The 13191-nt window shown below is 30.9% G+C and carries 14 protein-coding genes; all 14 read right to left on the minus strand.

Annotation, left to right across the window (positions count from 1 at the left end; all coding sequences use genetic code 11):
* Positions 1–55: 55 nt before the first annotated feature.
* Complete coding sequence (rfbA, locus tag ABI657_RS01400) at positions 56–940, minus strand: glucose-1-phosphate thymidylyltransferase RfbA (protein ID WP_348095444.1); 885 nt, start codon at positions 938–940, stop codon at positions 56–58.
* Positions 941–998: 58 nt separating this feature from the next.
* Positions 999–1844 carry a dTDP-4-dehydrorhamnose reductase gene (rfbD, locus tag ABI657_RS01405; protein ID WP_348095445.1) on the minus strand — a complete coding sequence of 282 codons (846 nt, stop codon included), beginning with the start codon at positions 1842–1844 and terminating at the stop codon, positions 999–1001.
* The gene (rfbC, locus tag ABI657_RS01410; protein ID WP_348095446.1) at positions 1844–2392 is read right to left on the minus strand and encodes a dTDP-4-dehydrorhamnose 3,5-epimerase; all 549 of its coding nucleotides are present in this window, start codon (positions 2390–2392) and stop codon (positions 1844–1846) included. Before rfbC ends, rfbD begins: the two co-directional genes overlap by 1 nt.
* A 21-nt stretch (positions 2393–2413) precedes the next feature.
* Entirely contained in the window at positions 2414–3553 is a 1140-nt protein-coding gene (locus tag ABI657_RS01415; RefSeq protein ID WP_348095447.1) for an aminotransferase class I/II-fold pyridoxal phosphate-dependent enzyme, read from the minus strand.
* Positions 3546–3971 carry a WxcM-like domain-containing protein gene (locus ABI657_RS01420; RefSeq protein ID WP_348095448.1) on the minus strand — a complete coding sequence of 142 codons (426 nt, stop codon included), beginning with the start codon at positions 3969–3971 and terminating at the stop codon, positions 3546–3548. Before ABI657_RS01420 ends, ABI657_RS01415 begins: the two co-directional genes overlap by 8 nt.
* A 4-nt stretch (positions 3972–3975) precedes the next feature.
* Complete coding sequence (locus ABI657_RS01425) at positions 3976–4932, minus strand: glycosyltransferase family 4 protein (protein ID WP_348095449.1); 957 nt, start codon at positions 4930–4932, stop codon at positions 3976–3978.
* Positions 4933–5965: 1033 nt separating this feature from the next.
* Complete coding sequence (locus tag ABI657_RS01430) at positions 5966–6646, minus strand: alkanesulfonate monooxygenase (protein WP_348095450.1); 681 nt, start codon at positions 6644–6646, stop codon at positions 5966–5968.
* Positions 6647–6705: 59 nt separating this feature from the next.
* Complete coding sequence (locus tag ABI657_RS01435) at positions 6706–7605, minus strand: NAD-dependent epimerase/dehydratase family protein (protein WP_348095451.1); 900 nt, start codon at positions 7603–7605, stop codon at positions 6706–6708.
* A complete protein-coding gene (locus ABI657_RS01440) occupies positions 7606–8424 on the minus strand; it encodes a glycosyltransferase (RefSeq protein ID WP_348095452.1) in 819 nt (272 codons plus the stop codon).
* Positions 8409–8819: a DapH/DapD/GlmU-related protein gene (locus ABI657_RS01445; protein ID WP_348095453.1), complete on the minus strand. Its 411-nt coding sequence runs from the start codon at positions 8817–8819 to the stop codon at positions 8409–8411. The genes ABI657_RS01440 and ABI657_RS01445 overlap by 16 nt, the downstream gene beginning before the upstream one ends.
* A gap of 188 nt (positions 8820–9007) precedes the next feature.
* On the minus strand, positions 9008–9799 hold the full coding sequence (locus tag ABI657_RS01450) for a glycosyltransferase family A protein (RefSeq protein WP_348095454.1): 792 nt from the start codon (positions 9797–9799) through the stop codon (positions 9008–9010).
* A 15-nt stretch (positions 9800–9814) separates the two neighbouring features.
* Positions 9815–10951 carry a UDP-N-acetylglucosamine 2-epimerase (non-hydrolyzing) gene (wecB, locus tag ABI657_RS01455; protein WP_348095455.1) on the minus strand — a complete coding sequence of 379 codons (1137 nt, stop codon included), beginning with the start codon at positions 10949–10951 and terminating at the stop codon, positions 9815–9817.
* A gap of 42 nt (positions 10952–10993) precedes the next feature.
* Positions 10994–12112: an NAD-dependent epimerase/dehydratase family protein gene (locus ABI657_RS01460; protein ID WP_348095456.1), complete on the minus strand. Its 1119-nt coding sequence runs from the start codon at positions 12110–12112 to the stop codon at positions 10994–10996.
* 43 nt (positions 12113–12155) lie between these two features.
* Positions 12156–13190 (minus strand): polysaccharide biosynthesis protein, encoded by a 1035-nt coding sequence (locus ABI657_RS01465; protein WP_348095457.1) that lies wholly within the window; start codon positions 13188–13190, stop codon positions 12156–12158.
* Position 13191 lies beyond the last annotated feature (1 nt).

The raw sequence follows: 13191 nt of genomic DNA on the forward strand, positions 1-13191 counted from the left end.
TCTATACTTACAAAAGTACTAATTAATGATTTTAAAAAACAGTGCTTTTTAAAAATTAAAGCAGAGAATTTTTTTTCTTTTGTTTCAAAAATTCAATTAAGTAGGAACCATATCCTGATTTTACAAGTGGCAAGGCCAATTCCTCTAGTTGTTGATCATTTATAAAACCCTGTCTCCATGCAATTTCCTCAATACACCCGACTTTTAAACCTTGTCTCTCCTCTAGCACCTGAACGAATTGCCCCGCTTGCATCAGGCTATTAAAAGTTCCTGTATCTAACCAGGCTGTTCCCCTGCTTAAAATACCTACTTTTAAAGATTCTTTTTCGAGGTAGACTTTGTTAACATCTGTAATTTCATATTCTCCTCTAGGACTAGGTTTAATACTTTTGGCAATTTTAACAACGGAATTATCATAAAAATATAAACCTGGAACCGCATAACTCGATTTTGGATTTGTTGGTTTTTCTTCTATAGAAATTGCTTTCAGATTCTCATCAAATTCAACCACACCATAACGTTCCGGATCAGAAACATGATAAGCAAAAACAACACCGCCATTGGGTTTTGTATTCGATTTTAAAAGTTCCTGCATGTTAGATCCGAAAAATATATTATCTCCTAATATTAATGCCACATCATCATTACCAATAAATTTTTCTCCAATTACAAAAGCCTGAGCCAGACCGTTAGGAACAGCTTGTTCTGCATAACTAAATGTGCATCCTAAGCTAGAACCATTTCCCAGCAATTTTTTAAAATTTGGCAAATCATGAGGTGTAGAAATTATCAAAATTTCATTTATACCTGCCATCATTAAAGTTGACAGCGGATAATAAATCATTGGTTTATCATATACCGGCATCATTTGCTTGCTCATGGCAAGCGTCAGAGGATGTAATCTTGTGCCAGAACCTCCGGCTAATATAATTCCTTTCATATTTTAGATTTTGACTCTACTTTTTGATAATTATTACTAAATCTAGAATCATCATTTATTAAATAAATATTTTTCTTAGACTTTTCTTATAATCAGGCACATTCAAATTATAAACTGTTTTTATTTTTTTCTTATCTAATAATGAAAACTGAGGACGTTTCGCAGGGGTTGGGTATGATGATGACGGAATTCCTCCTACATTACAACTATAGCCTCCAATTTCTTTAATACTCAACGCAAAATCGTACCAACTTATTTCCCCTTCATTAGAATAATTATAAATTCCTGGTATCCAATTTTTAAATTTTAAAATATCTAACATAGCTTGTGCTAAATCTGCTGCATATGTGGGCGATCCTACTTGATCATTGACTACATTGATTGATTCTTTTTCCTGCATCAGCCGTTGCATTGTTTTCACAAAATTATTTCCAAATTTACTATAAACCCAAGAAGTTCTTATTATTATCGAATTAGGGTTTTCTTTTAAACAAGCCAATTCCCCAGCAAGTTTACTGGCCCCATACACATTTATTGGATTTGTTACTTTTTCCTCATCTAAAGCGATTGAAGATGATCCATCAAAAACATAATCAGTAGAAATATGAATAAGTTGTATGTTATTTTCTGCAGTGTATTTTGCAATTAATTCAACAGCTAAGTGATTTACTGTGAATGCAAGTTCATTTTCTGTCTCCGCTTTATCAACAGCAGTATATGCACCACAATTTAAAATTACATCAGGCTTAATTTTATTCAATTGTTCTTTTAAAAGATCTAAATTATCTAATGTTACCTGTTGCCTGTCAGCAAAAAACCACTCATATTCAGAATAATTTGAAGATATGACAGAAAGTTCCGAACCTAATTGACCATTTGCGCCAGTTACCAGTATCTTTTTCATTAAAATAAACTATTACAATTTTCAATAAAAGGAAGGATCTGATCTTTCTCAGAAACTATTGCATCTTTCAAATCCATACCCCAATCAATATTTAAGGATGGATCATCAAATTTAATTCCTCCTTCTGAATCCTTATTATAAAACTGATCACATTTATACATTACAGAAGCTGTTTCGCTAATAACAGAAAATCCATGTGCAAAACCCTGAGGTACTAATAACTGCTTTTTATTTTCAGCAGAAAGTAAAACACTAAACGATTTACCATAAGTTGGAGAATTCTTTCTTAGATCTACAGCAACGTCAACAATCTCTCCTTGTAAAACACGAACTAGCTTTGTTTGTGCAAATGGGGGGTTCTGATAATGCATTCCCCTTAGAGTTCCTTTCTTAGAAAAAGATTGATTGTCCTGAACAAAATCAATATTAATACCTAATTCTTCAAATTTAATTTTACTGTACGACTCAAAAAAATATCCTCTTTCATCACCAAAAACTGTTGGTTCTATTATTACCAGATCTTTTATAAATGTTTTTTCAATTTTCATGCTAAAATGTGATTCTATTTATTATTTGAAAAAAGTATCAACTACTTTTTTAATTCTTTCTTTATCCTCTTTTGTAATCCCTGCTCCTGAAGGCAAACATAAGCCTTTTTCAAATAAATCTTCAGACACATTATTTCCATAATACGGGTATTTTTTAAAAACTGTCTGTAAATGCATTGGTTTCCAAATTGGCCGGGATTCAATGTTTGCAATTTCAAAAGCGAGTCTTAAACTTTCCCTATTTATATATTTTTTAATATTTGGTCTCACTAAAATCGTACTTAACCAATGATTTGAAAAATAACTATTTTCATCTGCCTGAAAAACTTCTATTTCTTCAATATCCTTAAAAATCATCTTGTAAAAATGATTCATATTTCTTCTGGACTCAATATTTTTATTCAAAATTTCTATTTGCCCAAGGCCTAAACCTGCACAAATATTACTCATTCTGTAATTATATCCTATTTGGCTATGTTCGTAATGTACTGCTTTATCTTTAGATTGAGTCGCATAAAAAACAGCTTTTTCCTTTAGTTGTCGTGAAGTTGAAATTAATGCTCCACCACTTGAAGTCGTAATTATTTTATTTCCATTAAAAGACAAAACTCCAAAAGTTCCGAAGGTACCACATTTTTTTCCTTTGTAAGAACTTCCTAAAGCTTCAGCACTATCTTCTATAATAGGTATTTGATACCGATCTGCTATAGCATGAATTTCATCTACTTTGTATGGATTCCCATATAAATGAACCGCTATTATTGCTTTAGGTTTTTTACCTTTTTTTATTCTTTGCTGAATTGCAATCTCAAGATTAACAGGACAAATATTCCATGTTTCGGATTCGCTATCAACAAAAACAGGGATAGCACCTTGATATAGTATAGGATTAGCTGATGCTGAAAACGTTAGACTTTGACATATAACCTCGTCCCCTAATTTTACTCCTAATAAAATTAATGCTAAATGAATTGCCGATGTTCCTGAGTTTAAAGCTGTTACATATGATTTGTCCTGCAGGTAATCCTCCAGCGCAGTCTCAAAAGCATCAACATTAGGCCCTCCGGAAGTTATCCAGTTATCATCAAGGGCTTTCTTAATATATTTTTGTTCAAAACCACTTTTTTGTGATAAGGATAAAAAAATTCTTTTATTACTCATTAATTTTCCAATAATCAGAATTGTAACGAACATCATCATCATTAACATTGGCTAATGGCAAAGTCGAAAATGATATTAATTTTGAGTTGTTCTCTAATGACTCAATTGCATTTGCATAACCTGCCGGAATATGCAAAATTTTACTTTCTTCAGCCTTCATTGTTATAGTTTCAATGCTCAAATCTTTTGAAGGATTATCCCAATTATCAATTTTTACAAAATGAATTTTGAAAGACCCGTTTAAACAATAAAAATTTTTAGCATCCAGTTTATGCCCTTGCCATGCCCGAATTGGATTTTCATCAGAATTACTAATGATGTAAAATCTTTCTATATCCTCGAAACTAAAATCATTTACATATGAAATAGTTCCCCGGTGATCGGAAAATTTTCCCCCGTGGATTATTTTAGGATTCATAAATTTAATTTAAGTTTTTTTTATTTAATAAATAAAATTTAACATTATAAATTAGAAGTAGAGGAATGATTATTATTAAAAATAATAGAATATCAAGAATCTTATTATATAAAAATATAACCAAAATCGAAATTAGTATTTGTGCAATTGCATAATACAGCGCAACTAATCTATGTTGAATTTTATATTCATTGCTTAAAACCTGATACAAATGCAAACGATGTGCATCAAAAATATTCTCTTTTAAATATAAACGATGCAATATTGTGCAAACGGCATCAACCCCATAAATAGCCAAAAATAAAATCCAAATTACAGAATTTGTTGCTAAAATAAGTTTCAAAATTAAATAAATAACCCAAAAAGCAATTGCTATGCTTCCTACATCACCTGCAAAACATTTAGCCTTTTTCCTGTAATTAAAAAACAAAAAAACTAAGCTGGCAAGCATTGCATATTTTATAAAATTCCCATCGGTAAATAATTGAACATTCTTATTTGCATATAATAAAGACCCCATTACTACTAAGGTATACAAACCTGTTATACCGTTTATACCATCCATAAAATTATAGGCATTAATGATACCTATTGAAAATACATAAGCCAAAACAATCCCGAAAAGTGGTAATACATGAAAGACATCAAGGTTATAAAAAATTATTGTTATTGCCATAAAGTGAATCGAAATTCGAATCTTGTTAGATAAACTTTGAATATCATCCCAAAAACTCACCAGACTAACTAACGTTATTGCAGTAAAAAAGGAAAGAGAGTTTTGAATGTTTTGAATAAAGTAAATTAAGGCTGCAAACCAAAAAATAATACCGCCACCTCTTAAAGTAATTTCTGTATGAGAACTTCTTTGATTAGGCTTATCAATAATATTAAATCGGTTAGCTACTTTAAAATAAAGCAGTTCGAATACAAAAAAACACACAAATAAATAAACGTAGTACATTATAAATTAAATATAAACTATAATTTTTCAAAAAATTATATATGATGAGTATGATACAAGACAAATAAATAAACAGGAAATATAAAAATAGATAACAAATTTAATATCCGAAAAACTTTTTTATTCTTTGAATCATCAAAATTCATGAGTAAAATAGCAAATAGAAAATATGGAGAAAACCGAAATGCCACAATTGGATTAATTATATAAGCAATATAGTAAAAAGCTGCTGTTGTAATTAAAAATGGATGCCTTATTTGCATTCTGTACAATAGTATTCCACCTATAAGGAGAGTTGAAACAAATGCAAAAAAAAGCCAATCTAAAATACCTGGAACATTATATAGTATTAAATATTGATTTATTTTAAATATAACTCGATGAAAAACATCAACTTCTTGTAGAAGAGGTTTAGAAATTAAAAAAAATATTGGTAATAAAATACAAATAATAAAAAAGTATATATAATAATTTTTCCATTTATGAAAATAAACAATTAGCATTACAATAGCACTAATATGCATAAATGGAGTAACTAAAACATAATTGAATTTTGTATTTCTGAAATTGTAATAAAAATATAATGCAAATAACAAGTAAACTGGTCCATTTCTAAGTAAAACGAAAGATATAAAAAAATAAAAAATAGAAAACAACACCATTTTTTTCCACCCTTGAACATCTTTAACATTTAATAACCACACAAAAAAGACTGTGGTAATTATGTGGTTGAACCAATATATGCAAGAAAATATTATTAATTTATCATCCGAAAAAATACTAAAAAAGAGATAAATTGAATACAGATAAGGTTCATTTATAAAAAATGAAAGAAAACTTGTGGGCTTTTGAAAAATATTAAAGTTATAATATAAATAAAAATCGTTATTTAAAACGGGATTAAGTATACCCCTAAGTAATAATGAACAAAAAACAAAACAGAGGATAAATAATCTTTTTTTTGACTTAGTAAAATAAAGACATGCTAAATAAAAAAATAAAAAATTTAGTAAAGAAACTATAATTAATAAAATCATTTAATATATACTAGTATTAACACTAATGTAATATGAACTAAAATTCTACTAGTAGCTAAAATCATAATCTCGCGATGCCCTTGTCCTTCATCAATTGACCCCATAACTCTGGGATCAATAAATAAAATTAACAACATTGACCCAAACATATTAATTATTTGTGTAAATGAAGTTAACATTAAAGCTTTTTGCGGATATGAAAAACTAATAATATATAAAAAAGTAATACTTACAGAAAATAAAAACCCTGCAATATAACTAATAATAAAAAAATAAAAATCCGATATAAAAAACATTCTTAATAGCTTCTGTTTTTCTAAATATACTAATTCAATTGGCTTTGATTTGCCAAAGATTAAATTTAAAATAGTTATAATTTTTTTTGAAAAAAATGAACTAAATCGATGAGAATAAAGTGGCAGCAAAAACAAAACAACTAAAAAATGAGCGACGATGGTAACCGTCCAAACTTCATTTTTATCTTTTACCGACTCCGTTAAATAAGCCATTATAGGACTAAAAATCAATATAAATAAACGAGCAGAATATTGAAAAATATTTATCATTGCTAATAAATGTCTAACATTTTTATCATCTTTTATATAGTATTTAAAATGATATACAGATACATCTATAAATATGGAAAAGGCATAGGCTATCGCAGCAATAATAAACATATAATACAAATATATTTTAATTTTATTAGATTATAAAATTGATAAAAGATATTACTAATTTATTTATTCCCCTTAAAAGAATCAAAAGTAATTCGCATGCCTTCTTTTGAGTTAAGAGGTAATTGTTTACCAATTGCATTGATTATTTTTTCATTACTGACTATATAATTTTCAGTTAATTTTTGAAGTTTTTCAATATTAAGAGGCAATTTTAAGCTATCGCCTATCATTGCTATAAATTTTATTAATTTAACTGGAATTTTTAAGATTCTTACTTTTACACCTAAACTTTGTCCCATAATTATTATTAACTCATTGGTAGATATAAAGTTGTCATCAGCTACATTATAAACCCCAGAAGGTATTGCAGTTTGTTCTAATAATTCTTTAATAACAAAACAAAGATTTTGGATACTCAAAAAAGAACGTTGGTTCACGAAATCACCCAAAGGCCAAGGCAATCCTTTAGCAACAAATTGGTATAATAAATTGAGATTACCTTTATTTCCCGGTCCGTGGATCATACAGGGTCTTAGAATATAAACTCGCTTGCCTTGGGGCAATTTCTTACTTAGAATGTATTCCTCTGCTTGATGTTTAACTATGCCATAATGAGTTTTAGGGTTTGGTATTTCGTCTTCGCATAATATTCCCTTTACATCATCTGCCACAGCTTTTACAGTACTCATAAAAATAAAAACAGCCGAATCCGAATCAAAGAAAGCATCAAACAATTGCTTGGTCAACTCAAAATTAGCTCTATAATAATCTTGAGGATTTGAAACTTTTTTTAAATCGTGCGCCTTACCAGCTAAATGGATTAAAACATCAGTCTTTACATCAAATTGCTGATTGTCTACATAACGTACGCTCATCGGTTCTACATCGTGTGCTGTCCTTAAATAGTTTTGAAGATTCGTGCCTACAAAACCTGTGGCTCCTGTTATGGTGATTTTCATTTATTTGAACTGGGATAAAGCTTCCTTATTTAATTTTTCTCTTTCTCTATCAAAAAACCAGCCCCATTTATTGAAGTAGGTAATTGCAGAATCGACAAATATCTTAAACAATCTTTTACTTTTATTGGCACCCGATTCATATTCGTGTACAACCGATACTTTTGGAAAATAAATGGTTTTATAGTGTTGATGTATGCGTCTTGACAAATCCCAGTCTTCAAAATACATGAAGAAAGAATCGTCATACATCCCTACTTTTTTTATTGCATCGAGATTAAGTAACGTAAAACAACCCGAAAGCACAGGGACGTTGTAAATCAAAGCCTTATCCACTTCTCTTAACTCATATTCATTGATGAATTTCTGATAAGCCCTTACTGGTTTTTTAATTTTCCTTTTCAATATACTAAACGGACTCGGCAAAAGTTTCGGTAAATTCTGAATAGTTCCATCTTTATTCAAAATTTGAGGCATCATCATTCCAATTGTAGCATCACTAGCCATATACTCTACCATAGGCCCAATCACATCATCCTTAAAATATATATCTGGATTAACAACAAAATGATACTTGGCACCCAACTTAGTCGCCTTCTCCATCGCTAGATTATGGGAAGCTCCAAATCCGGGATTCCCTGGATTATGAATATATTCAATTCTTGAATCTATAACTAATATTTTTAATTCATCCGTAGGAGAATTGTCAACCAAAAACATTTTATCTATCCCATCCAATTTCAATAGAGATTGGATGGCATTTTGCAACATATTGATGTCGTTTCTGTATAGAACTATACTAGAAGTTATTTTTTTATCCATTTATTAATTTCAAAATCATATTCTTTAACAACTTTAGCAGGATTTCCTACTGCTATTGAGTATGGAGGTATCGACTTAGTGACTACCGACAATGCCCCTACAACACATCCTTCCCCAATGGTTACTCCTGGCAATACACAAACCGATTCTCCCAACCAAACATTATCCCCAATTACTACTGGTTTACATATTGCTTTTCTATCAATGGGTATACTCATTGGGTGATCACTTATTAACTCATCATAACTTCCATGGTTATTATCAGAGATATAAATTTTACTCGCCATCAGGACATTATCACCAATTGTAATAGATCCAACAGCCCCAATATGTACATAGTCATTTATTTGCACATCTTTACCAATTGAAATACAGATTCTATTATCTTCACTCAACGGGAAAGCTTCTATCCTACAACCAAAACCAGCTGTGAAATTTCGTCCAATTTTAATATTTTTTTTATTCCTTATATCAAATGGTAACCTAATGAGTCTAGCTTGTCTAAAAAATGTTTTTGTGTAAATCATTGATATAAATAATCGCATCCAACCTAAAATTCCATATCTCTTTATCATAATTCCTCTTATCTTGTTTTAACAATCACTATTCTTCTAAAATATTTCAGGATTGAAAACGCAACCAAACACGAATATTCAAAATTATTAATTATTTTTAAATTTAAAGCATCTTTTAGGTTCTTCAATTCGCCTTTTTCCATCTCTTTTAAATTTCCAGAAAGTCCCGAATGTCCAAAATGTGCTTTACCATCTCCTGTAATTACTAAACTTTCGTTCAAAAGGAAACAATTATATTTTTGAGCAATTCGTATAAAATAATTCCCCTCTTCAGCATATTTTTGAGTTTCATCAAAATAGCCGACATCTGAGATAATCTTTTTTTTAAAAATTACCGTAGGAACGACAAAAATAAATTTAACCATTAATAATTTAGGAGAAATACGAGTTAGGAGAGACAGTTTTTTCCACAAGATTTTATCAAAATATTCTCCATTACGATTAGTTCCTAAAAAATCAATTGTGGGATTCTCGATTAGTAATTGAATTTGTCTTTCCAATTTAGTTGGCAACCACTCATCGTCACTATCCAAAAGAGCAATCCAATTTCCTCTGGCCAATTTCATACCCATATTTCTTGCAGAAGAAACCCCTCCATTGTTCTTATTAATAAATTCTATAGGGAATCCAGAATTGTTTTGTATAATTTCTTCAACTATTGCTTTTGAATTATCTTTAGAACCATCATTGACAACAATAATTTCAACTTTCCCATTATAAGTCTGGCGTAGTACTGAATCTATACAATTTTTAATTGTATTCTCAGAATTGTACATCGGAATTATTACTGATACATCCATAAAATTATATTTTTTCTATTCGCTCCAGACTACCCGTTTAACATAATCTGTATAACTCAAAATTATACGTACCATTTTCTCAGATACATTAGGCATAGAATAATCGGCAACAGGTCTAAAATTACGTTCAGTTCCTCTTTTTTGGGTTTGCAATTGCGTTAATCCCTGCAGGATTCTTTCCGGATTCAGCCCTACCATCATTACAGATGCTTCTTCCATAGCTTCCGGACGCTCATGTGCATCACGGATGTTTAAGGCTGGGAAGTTTAGTGTAGATGATTCTTCTGATATAGTACCGCTATCTGATAAAACGGCATACGATTTCATTTGCAGCGCATTATAATCATTAAAACCCATTGGTTTTAGAAATTGTACTTCAGGGCGCATGGCAATTTGTTTAGAATCAATCATCTTTTGAGTTCTTGGATGTGTACTTACAATAATGGGATAACCATATTTTTCGGCAATCAGATTAAGACTTTCCATCAAACCCTTAAAGTTTTTATCACTATTTATATTTTCTTCTCTATGAGCCGAAATTACAAAATACTTATTCTCTTCCAGATTCAGTTTATTCAGAATGGTGGAAGCACTAATCTCTGGTAAATAATGATTTAAAACTTCAAACATAGGCGAACCTGTTTTGATAATTCTATCAGCTGGTAAACCTTCTCGAAGCAAATATTCGCGTGCAATATCGCTATAAGTTAAATTCACATCCGAAACATGGTCTACAATTTTACGATTGGTTTCTTCAGGAACTCTTTGGTCAAAACAACGATTCCCGGCTTCCATGTGAAAAATAGGAATATGTCTTTTTTTTGCTGGAATAGCACACAAACAACTATTAGTATCACCTAATACCAAAAAAGCATCTGGTTTTTCGCTTTCTAATAAAGGGTCTATTTTAATTAAAATCTGCCCAACCGTTTCAGTGGCAGTTGCCCCGGCTGCATTTAGAAAAAAATCTGGTTTACGAATCCCTAAATCATCAAAGAAAATCTGATTTAATTCATAATCATAATTTTGCCCTGTATGTACTATCACGTGCTCAATAGCTTCTGAAGAATCCAAAGCTGCCATCACTCTTGATAATCGTATAATTTCTGGTCGTGTACCAACCACTGTCATTACTTTTAATTGTGCTTTCATTTTTATTTCTTTTACCTAAAAAAAGGATAATTTAAATCTACATCATACGTTCTCAAAATAGGTATCCGGATCCCTCGGATCATAAAATTCATTAATCCAAAAATTGGTATATAATACCTCATCTCCAACGTTTTTAATATTATGAGTGTACCAAATAGGCATATCTACATAAGCTGGTTCGTTTCCATCAAGATAGAAATCTAAAACTTCATTCGTACCTATACGACGCAATTGAATTAGAGCTTTACCTTTGATCACTGCAAAACGTTCAATTTTTCTGGTATGAAAATGATTTCCACGTGTTATTCCGGGTACAGTTGTAGAGAAAGAAACCTGTCCGCCAACTCCTAAGCGAATAATCTCAACAAATGAACCTCTTTGATCTGTATGTTCAATAAATTTTACTGGGAAGTGATTTTTTATATCCATATAACAACGAAATGTATTGAATAAATTCAATTCAAATGTGTTATCGATGCTCGGTATAATACCTTTATCCTGGTATTCCAATTTGTATTTTTCTAACAAAGTCAAAATCTGAGAAACCTTAGATTCCGAAGTATGCTGTACTAATATTTCTGGATTCCCTTTTCGGGTTCTAATTTCAGAAATAATATAATCAACTAATTCACCCACATAAATCAATTTCAAATCCCCATCAACATCAATAGTTGGCGTTTCGTTATGTGATAATTTATGACAAAACGTAGCAATTACAGAGTTATAGTTTGGATGTCCAAAAGGACCAAAGACATTAGGAATAATCATTCCCGTAAATTCGCCGTCTGAGCTGTTCGCCCATTCAACCATTAATCCTCTTCCTTCTTTCTTGGATTTTCCGTAGAGATTATCTCTTTCTTCTTGCGTTGATGAAGAGAAAAGAACATGTGCTTTACTATTTGTTGCATTAAGAGATCGAACTAACTTTTTTACCAAACTTAAATTTGTATCATAAATAACTTGAGGTTCATCATGGCGATTCATTGCCGCTAAATGCACAATCACATCACATTGGGCTACAAATTCATTTAAATTATCTTCATTTTCAAAATATTCTTTTTTAAAATCAATTCTTTGAAATTCATCCAAAAACAAACCTAAAGTATTGTATAAATAAGTTCCGACAAAACCTGTCTGACCCGTAATTCCTATTTTAATCATATCATTTATTATATTTCAAAGCCAACTGCACAAACCTAAATTTCTACCCGGGCATTTGGTCCACATTCTCACCAAAAACTTCTTTACGGATTAATGGTAAAGTTGATAGTAATTTTTTCATTCCTTCTACCCCTTGTTGTTCGGTATTGTGTGAATGATAGTCCTCAATTAAAGAAATATCTTGTTCCCCTTCCGAAAAATATTGTGCGTAATTTAAATCACGATTATCAGCTGGAATTCGGTAAAAATTACCCATATCCTCTGCTTTTAACATTTCCTCACGAGTACATAAAGTTTCATACAGTTTTTCACCATGACGAGTCCCAATAATCTTAATTTCAGTATCCGAATTACAAAGTTGCTTTAATGCCAGTGCCAAATCGCCTATTGTTCCCGCAGGGGCTTTATTTACAAATAAATCCCCAGGATTACCATGCTCGAATGCAAACAACACCAATTCAACCGCCTCGTCTAATGACATCAGGAAACGGGTCATTTTAGGGTCAGTGATAGTAATTAAATTTCCTTCTTTAATTTGTTTTAAAAATAAAGGGATAACCGATCCTCTCGAAGCCATAACATTCCCATATCTGGTTAGGCAAACAGTGGTATCTGTCATATTTCTAGAAGCTGCTATTGCTACTTTCTCCATTAAAGCTTTTGAAATACCCATTGCATTAATAGGATAAGCAGCCTTGTCTGTACTTAAACAAATTACCTTTTTTACTTTATTAAATCCAGCTGCATCTATAACATTTTGGGTTCCAAAAACATTAGTTTTTGTAGCTTCTAATGGGAAAAATTCACAAGAAGGAACCTGTTTTAAAGCAGCAGCATGAAATACATAATCTACTCCGCGCATTGCACGTTCTACCCCAGTATAATCACGAACGTCGCCGATGTAAAACTTAAGCTTATCATTCTTCAACTGATTACGCATATCGTCCTGTTTCTTTTCATCACGAGAAAAAATACGAATTTCACTAAAATGATCTGTATGCAAAAAACGGTTTAAGACCGCGTTACCAAAAGAACCAGTACCACCAGTTATAAGGAGAATTTTATTTTGTATTTTCATT

This window comes from Flavobacterium sp., assembly GCF_039930565.1.
In the GTDB taxonomy this organism is placed as follows: domain Bacteria; phylum Bacteroidota; class Bacteroidia; order Flavobacteriales; family Flavobacteriaceae; genus Flavobacterium.